Consider the following 22,305-nt stretch of genomic DNA (forward strand, 5'->3'; position numbering starts at 1 on the left):
TCGGCCGCATCGGTGTCATTCCTCCAATCCGGGGCGTTGTCCACATAACGGGGCCCGGGCGTGGTGCGCGGTTCCCGCCCGGGGATGCTTCAGGCATGACCCAGCAGACATGGACCCGGGAGGGACGACGGCCGGTGGTTCTCGCCGGCGGTTCCCAGTTCGTCCAGGACCAGGTGGCGCGGGCCTGTGCGGCCGCCGGTGTCACCCCGCATTTCGCCGTCGACCTCACGCAGGCCCTTCCCCTCGAGCCCGCCGTGCTGCTCCTCGGCGCCGACCAGGCCGCCGTCGGGCTGCCGGGGCACCGTGATGTCATCGTCGTCGGTGCGGCCGACGACGAGACGAGGGCGTGGGCCGCTGCGGCGAACATGGCTTCCTCACGGGTGGTGATCCTCCCGCAGGGCGCGGGCTGGCTCGCGGAGCACCTCGGTCGGCGCCTCAACCCGGCCGCGTCCGGGGCCGTGGTCGGTTTCCTCGGGGCCGCCGGCGGGGCCGGGGTGAGCACGTTCGCCTTCTGGTGCGCGCGTCATGCTGCCGGGCTGGGGACGTCGACGCTGCTGGTGGACGGCCATCCCCTGGGTGGAGGGCTGGATCTGGCACTCGGGATCGAGGGGCGCCCTGGCGTGCGGTGGGGCGATCTGCGTGAGCTCCGGGGGACCCTCAACGCTGAGCAACTCGTGGCGGCGCTGCCGGCCGAGGGGCGCCTCGCCGTGCTGTCCCATGCCGCGCACCCCGAGGGTGCCGGTCCACACCCAGGTCACGGGATGGAGTCCGCCGGCGCCGTTCTCGACGCCGCGCGCGGGGCGTTCGACCTGAGCGTCGTCGACCTGGGCAGCGCCGGTAGTGCCGCGATCCAGTCCCTGGTGCCGCTGTGCGACCAGCTCGTCCTCCTCGTCCCCTCCAGGCCGCGGAGCGCCGTCGCGGTGACCCGCATCCTCGAGGCCTACAGCCCAGTGCCGACCACCGTGGTCCTGCGCGGTCCGGTACTCGACGGACTGGATGCCTGGCTGGTCGCGGACCTCGCCGGGCGCCCCGGTCCGCTGCCGTACCTGCCCTTCGTCCGGGGGTCCTCGGTAGCGGAGGCCGGGGGCAGGATGCTGGACTTCCCGTTGCCGCGGAGGGCCCGGAAGCTCGTCGAGTCGGTCGTCGCCGGTCTGGAGCGGACGGGATGACCAGGTCCGATGAGGGGTGGACGACCGAGGGCGGGCGGGAGGAGAGCGAGGCCGCGGCCATGCCCACCAGGCGCCAGTTGCGTGCGGCGGGTGGGTGGGCGTCGAGCCCGCCGGGTCCTGCGGGCCGGGCCACGGCTGCCGTGACCGGCGGTGATGCGCGTGCTGCCTCGATGGTGGAATCGGTCCGTAGAGCAGTTCTCGCGGGGAACGTCCAGGCGACCGGAGCGGCCTTCGCGGATGCTGTCGGCGCGAGCGGCAGGCTGCTCGGTTCGGAGGGCACCCTGTCCGCGCTCGACCGCGTGCGTGCCGAACTCAAGGGGCTGGGCCCGCTCGAGCATCTTCTCGCCGAGGAGTCGATCACGGACATCCTCGTCAACGGGCCGGACGACGTGTGGGTCGACGCTTCGACGGGCCTGCGCCGCGTCGGGTGCGCCTTCGCCTCCGATGCGGAGGTGCGGGCGCTGGCCGTCCGCCTGGTCGCGGCCGGTGGCAGGCGCCTCGACGACGGCTGTCCCGCCGTCGACGTCCGGCTGGAGGGCCTCCGGGTGCATGCCGTCCTCCCGCCGATCTCGACGGCCGGGACCCTGCTGTCCATCAGGATCCGCCGGGCGCGGATGTTCTCGCTCGGGGACCTCGTGGAGAGCGGGACCGTCGCGCCGATGATGGCCGACGCGCTGCGGCTGATGATGCGGCATCGCCTGAACTTCCTCATCAGTGGTGCCACGGGGACGGGCAAGACCACGCTCCTGGCCACCCTGCTGGGCCTGGCAGCGCCCCACGAGCGTGTCGTCCTCGTCGAGGACGCCGCGGAGCTGAACCCCGAGCACCCGCACACGGTCGGGCTGCAGGCACGGCACGGCAACCTGGAGGGGGCGGGCGTGCTGGATCTCACCGAGCTCGTCCGGCAGGCGCTGCGCATGCGACCGGACCGGCTCGTGGTGGGGGAGTGCCGGGGCGCCGAGGTCAGGGAACTGCTCGCGGCGATGAACACGGGACACGACGGCGGCGGGGCGACTATCCACGCCAACTCCGCGGACGCGGTGCCGGCACGCCTCAGCGCACTCGCGGCGCTCGCCGGCCTCACCCCGGAGGGGGTGGCGCTGCAGGCGGCCAGCGCCCTCGATGTGGTGGTGCACGTGGTCCGCGACGCGCGAGGTCGGCGCGTGGAGAGCATCGGCAGCCTGGGGCGTGCCGTCACGGGGGAGCTCACCGTGACGCCCATCCTCACGGACCCGGGGGCGGGGTGCCGGCGCGAGGCGGGCTGGGAGGACTTCGCGCGTCGGGTGCGTCTGCCCGAGGAGGGTCGGGATGCCGGTCCCGGGGCGGGAGCGGGGCCCGGTCAGGCGCCGCCCCCGGATCCGGAGGACGGCCAGGTCGCCGGACGCGAGCCCGGGCCCGGACGGCGGGCGCCGTGACCGGGATCGCCGTGGCCCTCCTGCTGGCCATCGCCGGCGTCACCCTCGCCCTCCCCCGGGCGGGCCGACGAACCGCCCTGATGCCGGGGGTGGATGCGCGAAGGATCCCGGCGTCCGGCCCGGTACAGCGGCCGCGGGTACCCGTCGACGCGGATCCCGGCCGGTCCGCCGCACGCCGAGCCGTCGATCTGCATGAGCTCCCACTGTTCGTCCACCAGCTTGCCGGGCTCCTCCGCGCGGGCCGCCCGCCGCATGTGCTGTGGGAGGACATGGAGCGTGTCCACGCGGACGGACGCACCGCCTTTGCTGAAGCCGCGCTGCCGGTGATCGCGACGGCCCGGCGGGCGGCCGAGCTCGGGCTGAGCGTCCCCGATGCGCTCTGCCAGGCCCGGGACGACAGCCCCGGATCGTCCGGGGGAGGCAGGACCGGCACCCGCGTCGACCGGCTCTGGATCGACCTCGCCGGGTGCCTGATCGTCGCGGAGCGCAGCGGTGCGCCGCTCGCCGGGATCCTCGAGCAGTACGCCGTGCAGCTCGATGCCCAGCTCGATGGCCTGTCGGCGCGTGAGACGGCGCTCGCGGGACCACGCGCCACGGTGGTGCTCCTGGCCTGGCTTCCAGCCGTGGGGCTGGTACTGGCCTTCGCCCTCGGCGTGAATCCGCTGGAGGTGCTGCTGGGGTCCTCCCTCGGACGGCTGGCGCTCGCCAGTGGCGTCCTGCTCATGCTCGTGGCCCGTCTCTGGTCCCGCAGTCTGGTCAGGCGAGTCGACGGTGCCCCGTGATGGCAGGGGTGATCGTGTTCCTCATCCTCGCCGCGGGGGCATTGGTCCTGACCGCGCCGTCGGGGCGCCTTCGACGGGTCACGGAGGCGCCCGCGGATCGGGGCCCGCCCCGGGGCATCCAGGACGGCCCTCTCATCCTCGACCTGCTGGCAGCCGTGCTGTCCGCGGGAGCGTCCGTCGAGAGCGCGCTGCTGGTCGTCGGGGAAGCCTGTGATCCGTCCGTCGGTGCGGTGCTGACCCGGGTACGCGCGGCCCGACTCCTCGGTGCGTCCTGGGAGGCCGCCTGGGATGCCGGGGCGGCGGATGATCGCCCGTCCGCCGACGGGCGGTCCGCCGGCCTGCCCGCCGGCCTCCCGACGGCCCCTCGGCGGACAGCCGATCGCCAGGCGCCCGGTCGGACACCCCTGGGTCGCCAGGCGCCGGGCCGGTCGACCCGACGGCGTCCGCCGCTCGGGCGGGTGGCTCATCGGCGGTCCGACCCGCTGCCGATCGTCGAGGACGTCCGGCAGGGTCTGCGGTTCGGTACGGCCACCGGAGCGCCCTCCGCGGCACTCCTGCATGCCCACGCCGCCCAGCTCCGACGGCGACACAACCGCGAGGTGGACAGGCGGGCCGCGGCGCTCGGAGTCCAGCTCGTGCTGCCGCTCGGCCTGTGTTCCCTGCCGGCGTTCATCTGCCTGGGCGTGGTGCCGGTGGTCCTGGGGCTTCTCCCCGACCTCTAGCCCGGCGGGCCGCGGCTCCCGTCCTCCAGGACGACCGTTCCCGACGTCGTCCGTCCTGGCGCGTGCGGGCCTTGCCGCGGCCCGCCTCGTGTCCTGTTCACGACCACGGATGCCGCAGGTCAGGCGGGACCCCGGCTTATCCACTTAGCGACCCCTCCGCCCCGCGGTAGATCGTCGGATCGACAGAGTGGATCCAGCGACGTTCGTCGCTCACAGCACGTGGGGGCGACTCCACGCCGACGAAAGGGCATGCCATGTCGATTCAGACCCACCGTACGGACGGAAGGGGCTCGGCGTCCCGGGTACCGCAGAGGGATGCCGGAAGCCTCCACCACAGGTCGAGCCCCGCATTCGCGGATGCACCCACGGATGCACCCGCGGACGGAGCTCAGAAGGTGTCGCCGAGGAGCGTCCTGCGGGAGCGGGACCTCCTCCCTCCGCTGCCCGAACGGCAGCGGCTTGGACGCGCCGAGGGGTGCGCGGTGACCGCCCCATCGTTCCTCCGGCCGGCGCGGTCGGTCGATGCCGGATCGGAGGCGGGAGCCGAGGCCGAACCCGGGACGGACCGGTACGGTGGCGGCGGACCCGCCCCGTTGGCGGACCGGGCGGCGCGCCGCGCTGCGGCACGGCGGCGGCGGGCCGATGATCGGGTCATCCGGCGGGTACCGGGCCGGGTCATGGACCAGGAGGCGGGCATGGCGACCGCGGAGTACGCCATCGCGACACTGGCGGCCGTCGGATTCGCCGCGCTCCTCGTCGCGGTCCTGTCCAGCGGCGAGATCAAGGGACTGCTGATGTCCCTCATCACCTCGGCGCTGAATTTCGGCTGATGCGGACCGGCCAGGGCGGGGCGACGGACGACGGAGGGGCGACCGCGACAGCGTCATGGAGACATCGGCGTCCCTTCGTGCCACGCCTCGGAACGCTCCTCCGGGACGCCCGCCGGCGCGGCGCCCGAACGCGACGTGTGCGGGGTGCGCAGCGAGGATCCGTCACCGCCGAGGTCGCCGTCGTGCTCCCCGCCCTGGTCGTCCTGCTCGCGCTCCTGCTCGCGACAGCCCACGTGGGCACGGTGCAGCTGCGCCTGGAAGAGGCCGCGCGGGCCGGGGCCCGCGAGGTGATGCGGGGCGAGAGCAGCGCGAGCGTGCAACAGACCGTGCAACGCCTCGCCGGGGACACCGCCGTGGCGCAGGTGGCGTCCGACGGTCAGTGGACGACCGTCGAGGTGCGGGCGCGGGTCGAGGGTCCCCTCGTCGAACTCGTGGACATCGAATTGCGCGCATCGGCCTCGGGAAGGAAGGAAGACGATGGGTGATTCGCAGGATAACGCGCAGGATGATCGGCAGGGTCATGCGGTGCGGCGGAGACACGGAGATCCCGAGAGGGGCGCCGGCACGATCCTGATGGGCGCGCTCGCCCTCCTGGCGCTGCTGCTGGTCGCGTCGGCGGCACTCCTGCTCCAGGCGGCATCAGCGGCTTCGAAGGCGGCGACGGCGGCCGACCTCGCGGCGCTCGCAGCCGCGGACGCCGCCCGGGGACTGTCCTCCGAGGACCCCTGTTCTGCGGCCGCGACGGTCGCGGAACAGCACAGGGCCGTGGTCGAGGACTGCGAGATCGGTGCAACCGGCCCGGGGACCGCCGTCATCCGGGTGTCCGTGGGTGTGCCGGGACTGTTACCGGATGCCGTGGGCGCGGCACGGGCCGGACCGCCGCCGTGAGGGCTGCCGCGAGCGGAACATCCGGTCAGGACCGTCTGCGCGCGGGGTACCTACGGCGACGGCCGGATAGGTGACGTCCGGCGGCGACGGCCCGACCTCGGCGTCCTGCTGAATGCGGCCGACCCGGGACGTCAGGCCCCGCCGCTCCTGGCCCCGGTGTCCAGGGCCGAGGGCTCATCCGATCCGGACGTGCCGGAGGTGCCGGACGTGCCGGAGGTGCCGGGCGCGACGCTGCCGGCGGCCTGCTGCAGGATCAGGGACAGCACCGCCACGGCCCCGCCCTTGCTCAACGGGTTGTTCCGGTTGCCGCATTTCGGGGACTGGACGCAGGAGGGGCAGCCGGACTCGCACTCGCATGCTTCGATGGCGTCCCGGGTCGCCGACAGCCAGGTGCGGGCGGCCTCGAACCCCCGCTCGGCGAAGCCAGCGCCCCCGGGGTGGCCGTCGTACACGAAGATGGTCGGCAGGCCGGTGTCGGCGTGCAGGGCCGTCGACACACCCCCGATGTCCCAGCGGTCACTCGACGCGACCAGCGGAAGCAGCCCGATCGCTGCGTGCTCGGCGGCATGGAGCGCCCCCGGGAGTTCCTCGGCGAGGATACCTTCGGCCTCGAGCAGCTCCGGGCTGATCTCGAACCAGACGCTTTTCGTGAAGAGGTCGCGCGCGGCCAGGTCGAGCGGCTCCTCGCCGAGGATCTCGTTCGAGGAGAAGGCCTTGCGCTGGAAGGACACCACCTGGGTCGTCACCTTCACATCGCCGAAACTCGCGAGGACGCCGCCCCACAATTGGCTCACGTCCCGGTCGATGACCTCGATCTGCGTGACGTCCCGGGCCTGCGTGTAGTAGTCCGGGTGGGCCCGGGCCACCACGGCGCAGTGGCCCTCCTCGTCGAGATCCTGGACGACGTACGTCCGGCCCTGGTGCACGTACACGGCGCCGGGGTGCGCCTGGTAGTGGCTCTGCGGCGAATCCATCGTCCCGAGCAGGGCCCCGGACTCGGCCTCCACGATGTTGATCGGACCACCGCCGTCAGCACGCAGGCTCACCATCCCGGCGGCACTCTGCGGGTGCGTCCAGAACCAGCCGGCGGGGCGGCGCCGCAGGAAGCCCTGCTCGCACAAGGTGCCCAGCAGGTCCTCGGAGGTGGGGCCGAACAACTGGAGGTCCTTCTCGGTCAGCGGCAGCTCGGCCGCCGCGGCGCAGAGGTGCGGGCCGAGCACGTACGGGTTCGACGGATCGAAGACGGTGGCCTCGACGGCGAGGTCGAACACCGCTTCCGGATGGTGGACCAGGTAGGTGTCCAGGGGGTCGTCGCTCGCCACGAAAGCCGCGATGGCGTCCTGGCCGGAGCGGCCCGCGCGGCCGATCTGCTGCATCAGCGACGCGCGGGTTCCCGGCCATCCCGCCACGAGGACGGCATCGAGGCCGGAGATGTCGATCCCGAGTTCGAGTGCCGAGGTGCTCGCCACGCCCAGCAGTTCACCGCTGCGCAGCGACGCCTCGAGGGCGCGCCGCTCCTCCGGCAGGTACCCCGAACGGTAGGCGGCGATGCGGTGCGGCAGGCTCGGGTGCACGTCCTCGAGCATCCGCCGCGAGGTCTGCGCGATACTCTCCGCGCCCCGCCTGGACTTGATGAACGCGATGGTCCGCACGGAGGAGGAGACGAGGTTGGCCAGGAGGTCCGAGGTCTCGGCGATCACGGTCCGCCGGGTGGGGGCCCCGTTCTCGCCTTTCTTGCCGGTGAGCTGCGGCTCCCAGAATGCGACCGTCGTGGAGCCGTGCGGCGAACTGTCCTGGTCGACGGCGCGCGCGGGGGCGCCGATCAGCTTGCCGAAGGACGCGGCGGGTGCCGCCGACGTCGCCGACGCCCCGATGAACACGGGGTCGGCGCCGTAGCTCGCGCAGACCCGCCGCAGGCGCCGCAGGAGATTCGCGACGTGCGACCCGAACACGCCACGGTAGCTGTGGGCCTCGTCGATGATCACATACTTCAGCCGGCGGAAGAAGCGCGCCCACCAGGTGTGGTTGGGCAGGATGCCGTAGTGGAGCATGTCGGGGTTCGCGAGGACCAGGTTCGCATGGTCGCGGATCCAGCGCCGGGCGCCCGACTCCGTGTCGCCGTCGTAGGTCTCGGCGCGGACCGTGGGGAGGTGCAGCGCGTTGACGGCCGACAGCTGGTCGGCGGCCAGCGCCTTCGTGGGGGCCAGGTACAGGGCCACGGACCCGGTTGGGGCCAGCGTGGCGCGGTCCAGCAGCTCGCTGCGGTGGATCTCGTCGAGCACCGGCAACTGGTAGCAGAGGGACTTCCCGGAGGCGGTCCCCGTCGCGATGATGGTGTGCGCGCCGTCGTGGGCGGACGTGGCGCCCTCCACCTGGTGACGCCACGGCTGGTGCACGCCGCGCCGGGTGAACGCCTCGACCACGTCCGGATGAGCCCAGTCGGGCCACGGGGCGTTCACCGCGTCGCGTGCGGGAATCTCGCGGACATGCAGCAGCTGCTCAGGGTCGGGTCCACCCCCGAGCAGGGGGATGAGGGAATCGCGCGCAGCCACCGGGCCATTCTCCCATCGGCTCCCGGGCGGAACCGCGGAAAAGCGTCTTATCCTCTGATGACGAACACGTCGGCGAGATGCTCCCAGCCGAGGAACTCGTAGAGTGCACGGCCGTCGGCCGAGGCCAGGAGCAGGCCCGTGGTGACGTCGTCCTCCAGGACCCCGGCGGTGAGCGCCCGCATGACGAAGCTGCCCAGACCCCGCCGTCGGAAGCCCTCCTCCGTGATGATGCGGTCATAGACCGCGTAGTCGTCCACGGCAGCCACGGACCCACGGGCCGCGAGCTCCCCGTGGGCCCGCACCAGGACACGGCGGCAGCCGCCGTCGCTGGCACGTTCCAGCGTGTAGTCGTCGCCGGGAGGGCGCGGATCCTCGACGTCCTGCCCGCTCATGTCGACGCTCATCAGGGCCTGCTGCCGGTCGGTGACGCGCATGCCGAGCGGGAGCGCCGCATCGATCAGCTCCCGCATCCGGTTGGTGACAACCGTCAGGACCCGTGTCGGGTCCCGTTTCGTGTCGGCTGCCAGCTCGAGGAACCGGTCGGTCGCCGGTTCGAACAGGAAATGCTCGGTCTCGTCCTGCTGGTCGGTGAGCAGGACGGAGGTGCTGCGTCCGTCCTCGTGACGCTCGTAGCCCCGGCATCTGGACCATCCCGTGATCCAGGTCTGGAGAAGTTGGTCGTCTGCATGAGCGTTCATGTGCTGACGATAGTTCTCCGGCGCCGCCGATGATATAGGAGGCCGGGAGGTGACGGTTTTGCGTCGCGACGTAGGCTTTGAACCGTGTCGATGAACCGGATTGCCCTGTATTACGCGTTTGCACCCCTGCCCGATCCCGAGGCCGTCAGGCTGTGGCAGCGGGCGCTCTGTGAGAAGTGGGGGCTGCGCGGCAGGATCCTCATCTCGAAGGACGGGATCAACGGAACCGTGGGCGGCGAGATCGGCGCGGTGAAGCAGTACGTCAGGACCACGCGCGAGTACCCGGCCTTCAAGGGCCTGGAGATCAAATGGTCCGACGGCGGCGCGGAGGACTTCCCGCGGCTCAGCGTCAAGGTGCGCGACGAGATCGTCTCGTTCGGAGCCCCCGGTGAGCTGAAGGTCGATGAGGACGGCGTCGTGGGCGGCGGCATCCACCTCGGCCCGGAGGAACTGCACGCGCTCGTCGACGCCAGGCGCGAGGTGGGGGAGGAGGTCGTCTTCTTCGACGGGCGGAACGCGCTCGAGGCGCAGATCGGCCGCTTCAAGGGGGCCGTCGTCCCCGACGTCCGGACCACGCACGACTTCGTCCGCGAACTCGACTCGGGCAAGTACGACGACCTGAAGGACAAACCCGTGGTCACCTACTGCACGGGCGGCATCCGCTGCGAGGTGCTGTCCAGCCTCATGGTCAGCCGGGGCTTCCAGGAGGTCTACCAGCTCGACGGCGGGATCGTCCGTTACGGCGAGACGTACCGGGACGGCGGACTGTGGGAGGGGTCGCTGTATGTCTTCGACAAGCGGATGCACCTCGAGTTCAGCGACGACGCCGTGACGATCGGCAAGTGCGTGCGCTGCCAGGCGCCGACCAACAAGTTCGAGAACTGCTCCAACCAGTCCTGCCGCAACCTCACCCTGTACTGCGCCGCCTGCGCGGCCGATCCCTCGACCCTGCGCTGCCCCCAGGGCTGCGAGTCGGACGAGGCCGAGGCGACGGCCGCGGGTGCCGCCTGATGCCGGCGGATACCCCGGCCTGGCCGGAGTTCGACGACGACGTCGCGTCCGCACCGTCGAGCGGGGACCTCGCTGCGCTCGCGGCACTGGCCGCCGACCTGACATCCCTCGAATACACGGTCGACGGCGTCGACGCCTTCCTCGGGGCGGCGGCGTGCGCGGCCCTCGGCCGGGGCCAGCTGGTCCCGGCCCTGCTGGAATGCCGTCGCCCCACCGGGTCCGGTGACACCGCACGCGCCGTCCCCGTGCTGCTCTGGCTGCTCGGCGAGACCGTGACGGAGCAGGAGCTCGGACAGGCCTTCCCCGCCAGCGGTGTGGGGGGCCTCGAGCGGCTGAGGCTCATCGAACGCGTGACGGGGACCAGCACGGCCGGAGCAGCGGACCCCGCTGCCGCGCGCCACTGGCGTGCCGCCGTCGAACTCCGCCCCTACGGCTCGGACGTCGGCGGCAACCTCTGGGTGGCGAGCGACCTCGGCTCGGAGCAGCGTCCCGGACCCCTGCGCCACGACCACGTCCTCGGGATCGGCGGAGCCTCGCTGACCCTCGCCCAGACCGTCATGAGGACGCCGGTCGATCGGGCCCTGGACCTGGGGGCGGGCTGCGGCATCCAGGCGTTCCACCTGCTGGCGCACGCCGGCCACGTGACGTTGACCGACATCTCGGACCGGGCCCTCGCCTTCGCCCGCTTCAATCTCCTCCTGAACGCTCCCGCGCTGGGCATCGATCCCGAACGGGCCGGCACGCGGGTCAGCCTCCGGCTCGGCAGCCTCCTCGACCCGGTGCGCGGGGAGCGGTTCGACCTCGTGGTGTCCAACCCGCCCTTCGTGATCACGCCCCGCACGGGTGGTCCGGAGCAGGCGTACACCTACCGGGACGGCGGACTCGCAGGCGACGCCATCGTCAGCACGCTGGTGCGGGAGCTGCCGGGCGTCCTCACGCCGGGCGGCGCGGCGCAACTGCTCGGCAACTGGGAGATCACCGAGGGGACGCCGTGGGACCGCCGCATCCGGGGGTTCGTGCCGCCGGGCGTCGACGCGTGGATCATCCAGCGCGAGCAGCTGACGCCGGTCCAGTACGCCGAGACCTGGCTGCGGGACGCCGCGGAGAACCGCGACCGCGAGGCCTACGTGGCGAGCTTTGCCGCCTATCTGGCCGACTTCGCCGCCCGGGACGTCGAGGGCATCGGGTTCGGGTCCGTCTGGCTGAGGCGCCCCCGGACTCCGAGCGACCTCGTCCGGGTGACGCTCGAGGAGATCACCCACGACATCGAACAGCCCGTGGGCCCGCACCTCGCCGCGGCGATCGGCCGCAGCGACTGGCTCGCCGCCCACACCGAGCAGGCCGCGTCCGGGATCGGCATCGCCGACGAGTTCCTGCTCGTCGCCGAGGACGTCACCGAGGAACGCCACCAGCGGCCCGGCGCCGAGCACCCCGGCGTCATCCTGCTGCGGCAGGGTGCCGGCCTCCGGCGGACCAGCCTGCTCAGCACGGAACTGGCCGGGTTCGCCTCCGCGTGCGACGGCGATCTCACGGCCGGGCAGATCGCGGGAGCCCTCGCCATGCTGCTGGACAGGCCCGACGCGGCATTCACCACGGAACTGCTGCTCGATGTCGAGCACCTCGTCCGCGAGGGCTTCCTCCTTCCGGCCGCCTGAAACCTGCCATTACTCTTGTGCAGGTACTCATGGCGCATACTGTGAGGTGAGCCCGGCAGCGGGATCCGGACCGGATATCCAGGATCTGCCGCGGCATTCACCCGTATATATAGGAGAGAAGTGCCGACCAAGGCCACGGACAAGAAGCACGGCAAGAAGCTCGTCATCGTTGAGTCCCCCAGCAAGATCAAGAGCATCTCGGGCTACCTCGGCGAGGGTTTCCAGGTCGCCGCGTCCATGGGGCACATCCGCGACCTCCCCCAGCCCTCCGACCTTCCGGCCGAGCTGAAGAAGTCGTCGGTGGGCAAGTTCGCGGTGGATCTCGACAAGGACTTCGAGCCCTACTACGTGGTCTCCCCGGACAAGCGGAAGACCGTCGCCGAGCTGAAGGCCGCCCTGAAGGACGCCGACGAGCTCTACCTGGCCACTGATAACGACCGCGAGGGCGAGGCCATCGCCTGGCACCTGCTGCAGGTCCTGAAGCCGAAGGTCCCCGTCTACCGGCTGACCTTCGGCGAGATCACCAAGGAAGCGGTGACGCGCGCCATGGGTGAGCTGCGCGACGTCGACATCCCGATGGTCGACGCCCAGGAGACCCGGCGCATCCTCGACCGCCTCTACGGCTACGAGATCTCCCCGGTGCTGTGGCGCAAGGTGGCACGCGGCCTGTCCGCCGGCCGCGTGCAGTCCGTCGCGACCCGCCTCGTCGTGGAACGGGAACGTGAGCGCATGGCGTTCCGCACGGCGTCGTACTGGGACCTGACCGGCACCTTCACCCCCGAGGACGCGAGCAAGGGCAGCACCTTCCCCGCCAAGCTCGTGGCCGTCGACGGCAGCCGGATCGCCTCCGGCAAGGACTTCTCCGACCGCGGCGAGCTGAAGGCCGCCAGCGTGGTCCGGCTCGACGAGGAGGCCGCACGCTCGCTCGTCACCGGGCTCGAGAGTGCTGTCTTCGCGGTGCGCTCCGTCGAGACCAAGCCCTACACGCGCCGTCCCGCCGCACCGTTCACGACCTCGACCCTGCAGCAGGAGGCGGCCCGCAAGCTGCGCTTCAGCTCGAAGGTCACCATGCAGGTGGCGCAGCGGCTGTACGAGAACGGCTACATCACGTACATGCGTACCGACTCGTCGGCGCTCTCCGACCAGGCCATCAACGCCGCCCGGCGCCAGGCCTCGGAACTGTACGGTCCCGAATACGTGCCCGAGTCCCCGCGTGTCTACAAGGGCAAGGCCAAGAACGCGCAGGAGGCCCACGAGGCCATCCGCCCCTCCGGTGATTCCTTCCGGACCCCCGCGCAGGTCGCCCAGTCCCTGCGCGGCGACGAGTTCCGCCTCTACGAACTGATCTGGAAGCGCACCGTCGCCTCGCAGATGGCCGACGCCAAGGGCTCGACGGCGTCGCTGCGCCTCGGCGCGAAGAGCGCCGACGGCCGGGACGCGGAATTCTCCGCCTCCGGCACCGTCATCACCTTCCGCGGCTTCATGGCCGCCTACGAGGAGGGCCGCGACGCCGGCCGCAACGAGGACGCCACGGACGACGACGCCCAGGGCACGCGCCTGCCGAACGTCGTCAAGGGCGATGCGCTCGGCGCGGCGGCGATCGAGGCCCTCGGCCACGAGACGTCGCCGCCCCCGCGCTACACGGAGGCGTCGCTGGTCAAGGTGCTCGACGAGCGCGGCATCGGCCGTCCGTCGACGTATGCCGCGACGATGTCCACCATCATGGACCGCGGCTACGTCCGCACCCGCGGGCAGGCCCTCGTGCCGAGCTGGATCGCGTTCTCGGTCGTCCGCCTGCTCGAGGAGCACTTCAACGACTACGTCGACTACGACTTCACCGCGGAGCTCGAGGAGGACCTCGACCGCATCTCGCGCGGCGAGGCGGGCCGGGTGGAATGGCTCAACCGCTTCTACTACGGCGACCGCAAGGACACCGGGCTGCACACCATCGTCAACGATCTCGGCGAGATCGACGCGCGGCGCATCAACTCGGTGGAGATCGCCGAGGGCATCACGCTGCGGGTGGGCAAGTTCGGGCCGTACCTCGAGAAGCCCCTGCCCGCCGACGCACCCGAGGGTACGGAGCCGCAGCGCGCCAACGTCCCCGAGGAGCTCGCGCCGGACGAGCTGACGGCGGAGAAGGCCATCGAACTGATGGAAGCCCCGACGTCCCAGGAGCGGGTCCTCGGCACCGACGCGGAGACGGGCCGGACCGTCGTGGCCCGTGACGGCCGGTACGGACCGTACGTGATCGAACTGATCACCGAGCCGACCGCGGAGGAACTGGCCGCCCAGCCGGTCGAGTACTTCAAGAACGGCAAGCCCAAGCCCCCGAAGAAGCCCGCGAAGGTCAAGCCGCGGACCGGGTCCCTCTTCACCTCCATGTCCGTGGACACCGTGAGCCTCGAGGACGCCCTGAAGCTCATGAACCTGCCGCGGGTCCTCGGCACGGACGAGGAGGGCAAGGAGGTCACGGTGCAGAACGGCCGGTTCGGCCCGTACCTGAAGAAGGGCAGCGACTCCCGCTCCATCGGCTCGGAGGAGGAGATCTTCACGATCACCCTCGAACAGGCGCTGGAGATCTACAAGCAGCCCAAGCAGCGCGGCGGCCGCGCCGTGACGCCGCCGCTGGCCGAATTCGGCGACGACCCCGTGAGCGAGAAGCCGATCGTGGTCAAGGACGGCCGGTTCGGCGCCTACATCACCGACGGCGACACCAACATCACGGTGCCGGGTTCGATGGCGATCGAGGAACTGACGCGTGAACAGGCGATCGACATGCTCGCCGAGAAGCGCGCAAAGGGTCCTGCCCCCAAGAAGACGACCAGGCGGGCGCCCGCGAAGCGCAAGGTCGCCGCAGGCAAGTAGCCCGCACGGCAGGGCACGGCAGGGCACACGAACGTTGGCGGGGGATGAGCTGGAAGCGCGGGAACAATGCGGCTAGGCGTACTGGACATAGGCTCGAACACGGTGCATCTGCTCCTCGTGGATGCCCACCCCGGGGGGCGCCCCGTGCCTTTCGCGAGCCACAAGAGGCCCCTGCAGCTCGTCGCCTACCTGGATGAGGACGGCAGCATCTCGCGGCGGGGGCAGGACGAGCTGGTCGGTTTCGTCCGCGAGGCCCGCGAGTTCGCGGCAGGCCACGATGCAGAGGACTTCCTGGCGTTCTGCACCTCCGCGATCAGGGAGGCCGCCAACGGCAGGGAGGTCCTCGACCGCGTGCGCCGGGAGACCGGCGTCGACCTCCAGGAGCTGTCCGGGGACCAGGAGGCCGCGGTGACCTTCCAGGCCGTACGCCGCTGGTACGGCTGGGGCTCCGAGTCCATCCTCAACCTCGACATCGGCGGCGGCTCCTTCGAGATGGCGATGGGCACGGACGAGCTGCCCGAGGTGGCCCTCTCCGTCCCGCTCGGCGCGGGGAGGCTCACGCGCGACTGGCTGCACGGGGACCCGCCGTCGGCCAAGAGCGTGAAGGAACTGCGCCGCTACATCCGGGCGACCCTGCGCGAGGCCGTGCCCCGGTTCGCCCACCTGGGCACACCGCACCTGGTCGCGGGCACGTCGAAGACCTTCCGCTCCCTGGCGCGGATCGCGGGGGCGGCGCCGTCCGCCGCCGGGCCGTTCGTCCGCCGGGAGCTGCGCCTCGAGGACCTCAGCCTGTGGACGAAGCGGCTGGCGGCCATGACCGTGGAGGACCGCACCCACCTGGACGGCGTCTCCGAGCTGCGCGCCCCGCAGGTGCTCGCCGGCGCGCTCGTCGCCGAGTCCGCGCTCGACCTGTTCGGCGTGCCGTCGATCAGCATCTGCCCGTGGGCGCTCCGCGAGGGACTGCTGCTGAGGCGCTTCGACACCAAGATGTTCGACGCCGACGAACCCCTGCCGGGCGCCGGGGTGGGCCACACCCAGCTCGATGCGACAGCACGCACCCCCGTCGCGCGGGGAGCCTGACATGCCCCGCGCAGGCAGCCTGCCCTCGATCCCCGTCGCGCTCTCCAGCGCGTCGGTCTACCCGCTCGCGGTCCACGACGCCTTCGCGCTGGCCCAGGACCTCGGGTACGACGGCGTCGAGGTGATGGTCACCAACAACTCGGTGAGCCAGGACCCCAACCAGCTCTCCACGCTGAGCGAACGCTACGAGCTCCCGATCCTCGCCATCCATGCTCCGACCCTGCTCCTGACCCAGCAGGTCTGGGGCAAGGCCTGGACGAAGATCGAGATGTCCGCGGCGATGGCCGCGGAGGTGGGTGCCACGACCGTCGTCACCCACCCGCCGTTCCGCTGGCAGAGCGGGTACGCCGAGGAGTTCCCCGAGGGCATCGCGCGCATCTCGACCGAGTACGGCGTCGACATCGCCGTCGAGAACATGTACCCGTGGAAGGTCCGGGGCCGCGAGGCGAAGGCCTACCTGCCGCACTGGAACCCGATCCCCGAGCCGTACGAGCGCATCACCTGGGACTTCTCGCACGCCGCGATCGCCGGCATGGACTCCTACGAGGAGATCCGGACACTCGGCAGCAGGCTCGCGCATGTGCATCTCACCGACGGCACCCCCAACGGCAGGGACGAGCACCTGCTCCCCGGCCAGGGGCAGCAGCGGTGCGCGGAGGCGCTGGGACACCTCGCGGAGTCGGCGTGGGACGGCGTGGTCGCCGTGGAGGTCAGCACACGCCGTGCCAAGGCCGCCGGGGAGCGCGAGGACTGGCTCGCGAAGACGCTGCGTTTCGCCCGGGAGCACCTGGGCCACTGACGGGCCGCGCCGTCGACCGAGGATTCGAACACGGACTTGAACGAGGAATGGCGCCGATGGACGGTCCGGATGGTGGGGGAGCCATCCGGTGCCACCGACGCCGGGCCGGATCAGGAAGTTCCGGCCGCATCACTCGCACCCTTATGAGGTAGTCGCAACACTAGGGCTCCTCCTTGTGCCCCACCACGGAACAGGCTGACAGTAGCCTGTGAGGCCCCGTGGCAGGATGGGACCATGACTACCCAGGGCACCCCGCGCATCGCCTTCCTCGGCTGCGGATCCATGAACGAATCCATCCTGGGCGGCCTCCTCGCCGCCGGCCTCGACCCCGAGCGGGTCACCGCGACGGTACGACGCGCCGAACGTGCGGCGGAGCTCCGGCAGCGGCACGGCGTCACGGCGTTCGCCACGACGGACGACGACGCCGCGAACACCACCGCCGTGCAGGATGCCGACATCGTCATCCTCGGGGTGAAACCCGCGGGTACCGTCGCGCTCGCCCGTGAGATCGGACCGTCCCTGAAGCCGGCCGCCGTCGTCCTCAGCGTCGCCGCCGCCGTCTCGATCGCGATGATCGAGGCGGTCCTGCCCGACGGTCAACCCGTGATCCGCTCGATGCCCAACACCCCGTCGCGGGTCGGCAGGGGAGTGCTGTCGATCTCCGCCGGGACCGCGGCCGGCCCCGAGCAGATGGCGCAGGCCCGGGACCTCCTGGCCGCCGCCGGGATGGTCGTCGAGATCCCCGAGGACCAGGTGGACGCCCTCTCCGCCGTCAGCGGGTCCGGACCGGCCTACGCGTTCTACCTGGCGGAGGCCATGGCCGCCGCCGGCGTCGCGCTGGGCCTCGACGCCGGACTGGCCGCGCTGATCGCCCGGGAGACCGTTGCGGGCGCGGGCTTCATGCTGGCCGAGGACGGCGCCGACGCAGCCGCCCTCCGCCGCGCCGTGACCAGCCCCAACGGCACCACGCAGAGCGCCATCGAGACCTTCGACGAGCGGGGCCTTCCCGGCATCGTCGCGGACGGGGCACGCGCCGCCACGGAGCGCGCCGCGGAGATCACCCGCGAACTGACGCTTCCTGCCGGCTGACGGGTCGGAGGGACCACAGGATCAGCAGGGCCACCGGCAGGACCACCCCCAGGCCGGTGAAGAGCCGCAGCGACAGCGATCCCTCACCGGAGACCGTGCCGGTCAGCGTGAGGGTGACGGTGATCGAGGAGAACATCATCACCGGCACCAGGAGCGCCAGCAGCGCCCGGCCGAGCACGCGTCGGCTGCCCGCCTGCCGCCGGGCGAGGACCCAGCCTGCCGGGAACACCAGGGCGATCCACACCCAGTGGTGGAACCACGAGATGGGCGAGATCGCGAGCATGACGACGGCGTTGGCGGCGATCGCCCGCAGCCTGTCGCCGTCCTCGTCCGCCCGCCGGATCGCCAGGTAGCCGACCGCGATGACCGCCAGGGACGCCAGGATCCAGACGGGGCGCTGCACGGCCTCGGCCAGGCCGGACTGGGCCACGATGGAGTTCAGGGACACGTTGTAGAGATCGGCGGTCGCCCCCACCCGCGAGGCGTCGAAGAGCGCATCCAGCCAGAAGATCGCCGACTCGCGGGGCGCCAGGAACCAGCCGACGGCCACCGTCGCGGCGAAGGACACCGCCAGCCAGGCCAGAGACCGCCAGTCACGGCGCGCGAGGAACACCAGCCCGAAGGCGAGCGGTGTCAGCTTGATCCCGGCGGCGATGCCGATGAGCACGCCCGAGGGAAGCCTGGTGGAGCGCAGCAGGTCGGCGAGGATCAGCACCATCAGGAGGGCGTTGACCTGGCCGAATCCGAGGCCCTCACGCCACGGCCCGCTGACGCCGATGAGCAGCACGGCGATCAGGACGGCGGCGGTCCCCCGCCGGTCGGCCCGGGTCCCCACCACCTTCGCCATCACCCCCGAAGCGCGCAGGTAGCGCACGACGACGACCGCCACGCCCACGAGGCAGGCGCAGGTCAGGGCGGTCACGATCCCCAGGGCCAGGGCCTCCGGAACGAGCGCGAGGGGCACGAAGAGGAGGGCCGCGAAGGGCGGGTAGGTGAAGGGCAGGCCCCGGGTGTCGGTCTGGATCAGGGCGTCGTCGTAGAGTTCCTTGTCGCCTGCGCGGCCGAGCAGCGCGAGGGCGCCCTCGCGGTACACCGAGAGGTCGAGGCCGTGGATCCGGGCGGCGAGCACGACGACGGCGAGCACGAGCGCGCCGCCGAACCCGGCGGCCCACCACGGACCGGCCGCCGATCGCGCAGCTGCGGCGGGTGGTCGACGGCGGGACCCGCCAGGGCCGCGCATCCGCCCCGCCGGCGTCCCCGTGGTCTCCTCCATGCGGCTAGGGCCGGCCGGCGAAACGCTCGAGCAGGTCCACGTGCCCGGACACGATCAGCATGTCGCGGCCGGACACCTTGGTGTCGGGGCGTGCGTAGGTGAAGTCCTCGCCCGGCGACTTCACGCCGACGACGGTGACGCCGTACTTCGACCGCACCGAGGACTCCGCGAGCGTGAAGCCCTGGGTCTCCTTCGGTGGGTACATCTTCACGATCGCGAAGCCGTCGTCGAACTCGATGAAGTCCAGCATGCGGCCGCCGACCAGGTGCGCGGCGCGCTGGCCGGCGTCGGCCTCCGGGTAGATCACGTGGTTGGCGCCGATGCGCTTGAGGATCTTGCCGTGCGAGGGCGTGATCGCCTTGACCCACAGGTGGTCGATGCCGAGGTCCACGAGGTTGGCGGTGATGAGCACGCTCGACTCGATCGAGGTGCCGACCCCGACGACGGCGGCCGAGAACTCCTGGGCGCCGAGCTGGCGGAGGGCGTCCAGGTTCGTCGCGTCGGCCTCGACCACGTGCGTGAGGATGCCCGAGAACTTCTGCACGAGCTGGGGGTCCCGTTCGATCGCCAGGACCTCCCGCCCCTGGCGGACGAGCTGTTCTGCGGTCGCCGCACCGAACCGGCCGAGGCCGATCACGAGGACGGGTGCGTTGTGGGCGGGTCTTTCAGCCAATGATCGGCCTCTCGTCGGGGTAGCGGTAGAGCGTGCTGCGTTGCCTTAGCGCGAGGGCCGAGGCGAGGGTGATGGTGCCCATGCGTCCGGCGAACATCAGGGCGGACAGGACGTATTTTCCTTCGGGGGGCAATTCGGCGCTCAGGTTGGTGCTGAGCCCGACGGTCGCGAAGGCGGAGATCACCTCGAAGACCACCTTGTCCAGGGGTTCGTCGGAGATCGCGAGGATGAGCCCGCTCGCGAGCAGCACGAGCGTGGCCCCCATGAAGATCACGGAGATCGCGACGCGCATCGCCTCGTGGGGGATGGTGCGGCCCCACGCGCGGACGTCGGAGTCGCCGCGGGCCTCGGCCACGATGGCGAGGAACATGACGGCGATCGTGGTCACCTTGATGCCGCCGGCGGTCGAGGCGGAGCCTCCTCCGGCGAACATCAGGGCGTCCGTCAGGAGCATGGTGGTCGTGTTCATGTCGGTCTGGTCCACGAGGTTGAACCCGCCGGAGCGCGTCATGACCGAGGCGAAGAGGGAATGGATGGTCTTGTCGGCGAAGCTGAGGCCCGCGATCGTGCGGTCGTTCTCCCACTCGAGGAAGCCCCAGGCGAACGTCCCGGCCACGAGCAGGATCAGTGAGACGAACACCGTGAGCTTGGCGTGCAGCGTCCACTTGCTGAAGCGGTGGCGCACCTGCACGAGGACCATGATCACCGGGAAGCCGAGGCTCCCGAGGAACACCCCGACCATGAGCGGGGTCAGGATCCACAGGTCCGTCTCGTACGGGACCAGGCCGTCGCTGTGCGGGGTGAAGCCCGCGTTGTTGAAGGCGGAGATGGAGTAGAAGATGCCGTGCCAGACGGCCTGCCACCAGGGCTCTCCCAGGAGCATGAAGCGCGGGATGAGCACGACGGCGAGGACGATCTCGATCAGTACCGACGTCGTGATGACGATCCGCAGCAGCGTGCCGATCTCGCCGAGGCGGCTCGCGTTGTTGAGCGCCTCCTGGGCCAGCAGCTTGCCGCGCACCCCGAGCCGCTTGCTCACGATCAGCGCGAGCAGCGAGGCCAGCGTGAGCGTTCCGAGCCCGCCGATGAAGATGCCCAGCAGGATCACCAGCTGGCCGAAGAAGGACCAGTGGGCGGCCGTGGACACCACGGTGAGGCCCGTGACGCACACGGCGGACACCGCCGTGAAGAAGGCGTCGTGCAGCGGGGTCACGGTACCGCTGGCGGCGGACATCGGCAGGCTCAGCAGTGCGGTGAACACCAGGATCACGGCGGTGAAGATGAAGAGGGCGAGGCGTGCGGGCGAGCTGTTCGCGAAGGAGTCGGCGAAGTCGCGGATCGAGGCCAGCAGCCTGATGTACCCGCGGCGATCGTCCGTCAGCCATCGCGGCTGTTGACCTACCATTGACGTCCGCTCTGCCCTGTCCGCTGGTCCTTCCGCCGAACTGGCGCATAACCATGCCTGATTTGTCCCTTGCAGTAGTAAAGCATCTCACCGGTGTGCGTCGTCGGAATATCCCGCATCGCGTAGCCTTTCAGGAATGTCTACGCACTCAAGGTCGGCGGTGCCCCTCCAGGTCGCCTGGGACGAGTCGATGCTGGCCTACAACTTCGGTGGGCAGCATCCCATGAACCCGGAGAGGCTGCACCTGACGGCCCGGCTCGCGCGTGACTGCGGGCTGTTGGACCTCGACGGCGTGACCGTTGCCGCTCCGCCCGTGGCCTCGGACGACGACCTGGCCGCCGTCCACAGCCCCGACTACATCAGGGCGGTCCGCGAGGTCAGCAGCAACCCCGACACCTCGGACGCCGCCATGGGCCTCGGCACGGAGGACACCCCCGCCTTCGCGGGGATGCACGAGGCCAGTGCCCGGCTCACCGGCGGTTCGCTCGACGCGGCCGAGGCGATCCTCCGGGGCTCCGCCGTCCGGGCCGTGAACTTCGGCGGGGGTATGCATCACGCGGCACGGTCCCGGGCCAGTGGCTTCTGCATCTACAACGACGCCGCGGCCTCCATCCAGCGGCTGCTGGACCGCGGCGTCCAGCGCGTCCTGTACATCGACGTCGACGCGCACCACGGCGACGGGACGCAGAGCATCTTCTGGGACGAGCCCCGCGTCATGACGATCTCCCTGCACGAGACGGGCATGAGCCTCTTCCCGGGAACCGGCTTCGCCAGCGAGACCGGGGGGCCTGCGGCCGAGGGGTACGCGGTGAACGTGGCGCTGCCCACCGTCGCGGGGGACGCGGCGATGCTGCGGGCCTTCCACGCCGTCGTGCCGCAGCTCGCCGGTGCCTTCGCCCCCGAGGTCATCGTGAGCCAGCACGGGTGCGATTCCCACCGCGAGGACCCGCTCACGAACCTGCGGATGAGCGTGGACGCCCAGCACGCGCTGATGGTGGGTGTCCGGGACCTCGCGGACCGCCTGTGCGGGGGGCGGTGGATCGCGACCGGGGGTGGCGGGTACGCCCTGGCGAGCGTGGTGCCGCGGTCGTGGTCGTTGCTCGTGGCCGTGGCCGCCGGTGCACCGGTGGGCCCGGCGACGCCGGTCCCGGCGATCTGGCGGGAGTACGTGCTCGAGCGGCACGGCGTCGACGCGCCCCGCCTGATGGGTGATGGCGCGGACATCTGGTGGCGCTCGTGGGAGATCGGCTACGACCCGAACGACGACCTCGACAGGACGGTGATGGCGACCAGGAAGGCACTCTTCCCGCTCCACGGGCTGGACCCCTGGTTCGACTGAGCCGGACCCGCCGATCGCATCAGGATGCCGCGCGGCGTATATATCGCTAGGGTGGGC

The 22,305-nt window shown here is 71.4% G+C and carries 19 protein-coding genes; 14 read left to right on the forward strand and 5 right to left on the reverse strand.

Translation table 11 applies throughout. The features are described 5' to 3' along the window. The first annotated feature begins 95 nt into the window (after window positions 1–95). The 7 genes from ssd (at window position 96) to IWX63_RS05175 (ending at window position 5,806) form a co-directional block, all read left to right on the forward strand. The gene (gene ssd / locus IWX63_RS05145) at window positions 96–1,169 is read left to right on the forward strand and encodes a septum site-determining protein Ssd (protein ID WP_199277084.1); all 1,074 of its coding nucleotides are present in this window, start codon (window positions 96–98) and stop codon (window positions 1,167–1,169) included. After that, complete coding sequence (locus IWX63_RS05150; protein ID WP_442859096.1) at window positions 1,166–2,584, forward strand: TadA family conjugal transfer-associated ATPase; 1,419 nt, start codon at window positions 1,166–1,168, stop codon at window positions 2,582–2,584. Before ssd ends, IWX63_RS05150 begins: the two co-directional genes overlap by 4 nt. After that, window positions 2,581–3,366, forward strand: coding sequence for a type II secretion system F family protein (locus tag IWX63_RS05155; protein ID WP_199277085.1), 786 nt, complete (start codon window positions 2,581–2,583; stop codon window positions 3,364–3,366). Before IWX63_RS05150 ends, IWX63_RS05155 begins: the two co-directional genes overlap by 4 nt. Further along, window positions 3,366–4,088: a hypothetical protein gene (locus tag IWX63_RS05160; RefSeq protein WP_199277086.1), complete on the forward strand. Its 723-nt coding sequence runs from the start codon at window positions 3,366–3,368 to the stop codon at window positions 4,086–4,088. The genes IWX63_RS05155 and IWX63_RS05160 overlap by 1 nt, the downstream gene beginning before the upstream one ends. A 395-nt stretch (window positions 4,089–4,483) precedes the next feature. Continuing rightward, window positions 4,484–4,918 (forward strand): DUF4244 domain-containing protein, encoded by a 435-nt coding sequence (locus IWX63_RS16735; protein WP_334685653.1) that lies wholly within the window; start codon window positions 4,484–4,486, stop codon window positions 4,916–4,918. A gap of 77 nt (window positions 4,919–4,995) precedes the next feature. Then, on the forward strand, window positions 4,996–5,403 hold the full coding sequence (locus IWX63_RS05170; RefSeq protein WP_334685654.1) for a TadE family type IV pilus minor pilin: 408 nt from the start codon (window positions 4,996–4,998) through the stop codon (window positions 5,401–5,403). Further along, on the forward strand, window positions 5,396–5,806 hold the full coding sequence (locus IWX63_RS05175; RefSeq protein ID WP_199277088.1) for an Rv3654c family TadE-like protein: 411 nt from the start codon (window positions 5,396–5,398) through the stop codon (window positions 5,804–5,806). Before IWX63_RS05170 ends, IWX63_RS05175 begins: the two co-directional genes overlap by 8 nt. A 131-nt stretch (window positions 5,807–5,937) precedes the next feature. Here the strand turns inward: IWX63_RS05175 and IWX63_RS05180 are convergent, their stop codons facing one another. Next, window positions 5,938–8,358: a DEAD/DEAH box helicase gene (locus IWX63_RS05180; RefSeq protein WP_199277089.1), complete on the reverse strand. Its 2,421-nt coding sequence runs from the start codon at window positions 8,356–8,358 to the stop codon at window positions 5,938–5,940. A gap of 47 nt (window positions 8,359–8,405) precedes the next feature. Then, window positions 8,406–9,056: a GNAT family N-acetyltransferase gene (locus IWX63_RS05185; protein WP_199277090.1), complete on the reverse strand. Its 651-nt coding sequence runs from the start codon at window positions 9,054–9,056 to the stop codon at window positions 8,406–8,408. 84 nt (window positions 9,057–9,140) lie between these two features. Here IWX63_RS05185 and trhO point away from each other — a divergent pair, with 84 nt between their 5' ends. From trhO to proC, 6 genes are all read left to right on the forward strand, one after another. Then, window positions 9,141–10,067 (forward strand): oxygen-dependent tRNA uridine(34) hydroxylase TrhO, encoded by a 927-nt coding sequence (gene trhO, locus IWX63_RS05190; RefSeq protein ID WP_199277091.1) that lies wholly within the window; start codon window positions 9,141–9,143, stop codon window positions 10,065–10,067. Beyond that, window positions 10,067–11,722: a DUF7059 domain-containing protein gene (locus tag IWX63_RS05195; protein WP_199277092.1), complete on the forward strand. Its 1,656-nt coding sequence runs from the start codon at window positions 10,067–10,069 to the stop codon at window positions 11,720–11,722. The genes trhO and IWX63_RS05195 overlap by 1 nt, the downstream gene beginning before the upstream one ends. A 120-nt stretch (window positions 11,723–11,842) precedes the next feature. After that, window positions 11,843–14,590 (forward strand): type I DNA topoisomerase, encoded by a 2,748-nt coding sequence (gene topA / locus IWX63_RS05200; protein ID WP_199277093.1) that lies wholly within the window; start codon window positions 11,843–11,845, stop codon window positions 14,588–14,590. A 66-nt stretch (window positions 14,591–14,656) separates the two neighbouring features. Next, window positions 14,657–15,670, forward strand: coding sequence for a Ppx/GppA phosphatase family protein (locus IWX63_RS05205; protein WP_199277094.1), 1,014 nt, complete (start codon window positions 14,657–14,659; stop codon window positions 15,668–15,670). 1 nt (window position 15,671) lies between these two features. Beyond that, window positions 15,672–16,469, forward strand: a complete 798-nt coding sequence (locus IWX63_RS05210; protein ID WP_199277095.1) for a sugar phosphate isomerase/epimerase family protein — start codon at window positions 15,672–15,674, stop codon at window positions 16,467–16,469. A 234-nt stretch (window positions 16,470–16,703) separates the two neighbouring features. Continuing rightward, window positions 16,704–17,558: a pyrroline-5-carboxylate reductase gene (gene proC / locus IWX63_RS05215; protein ID WP_199277096.1), complete on the forward strand. Its 855-nt coding sequence runs from the start codon at window positions 16,704–16,706 to the stop codon at window positions 17,556–17,558. On the opposite strand, the gene IWX63_RS05220 is transcribed toward proC, so the two are convergent. From IWX63_RS05220 to IWX63_RS05230, 3 genes are read right to left on the reverse strand one after another with little or no spacing between them, the layout of a single operon-like run. Beyond that, window positions 17,527–18,831 (reverse strand): glycosyltransferase 87 family protein, encoded by a 1,305-nt coding sequence (locus IWX63_RS05220; RefSeq protein ID WP_199277097.1) that lies wholly within the window; start codon window positions 18,829–18,831, stop codon window positions 17,527–17,529. The two genes, proC and IWX63_RS05220, sit on opposite strands and share 32 nt — an antisense overlap. A gap of 4 nt (window positions 18,832–18,835) precedes the next feature. Next, window positions 18,836–19,504 (reverse strand): potassium channel family protein, encoded by a 669-nt coding sequence (locus IWX63_RS05225; protein ID WP_199277098.1) that lies wholly within the window; start codon window positions 19,502–19,504, stop codon window positions 18,836–18,838. Continuing rightward, a complete protein-coding gene (locus IWX63_RS05230; RefSeq protein ID WP_199277099.1) occupies window positions 19,497–20,909 on the reverse strand; it encodes a TrkH family potassium uptake protein in 1,413 nt (470 codons plus the stop codon). Before IWX63_RS05230 ends, IWX63_RS05225 begins: the two co-directional genes overlap by 8 nt. Before the next feature lie 136 nt (window positions 20,910–21,045). Here IWX63_RS05230 and IWX63_RS05235 point away from each other — a divergent pair, with 136 nt between their 5' ends. Then, window positions 21,046–22,248 (forward strand): acetoin utilization protein AcuC, encoded by a 1,203-nt coding sequence (locus IWX63_RS05235; protein ID WP_334685655.1) that lies wholly within the window; start codon window positions 21,046–21,048, stop codon window positions 22,246–22,248. The last annotated feature ends 57 nt before the right edge of the window (window positions 22,249–22,305 follow it).

This window comes from Arthrobacter sp. CAN_A2 (assembly GCF_015752045.1).
In the GTDB taxonomy this organism is placed as follows: Bacteria; Actinomycetota; Actinomycetes; order Actinomycetales; family Micrococcaceae; genus Arthrobacter_D.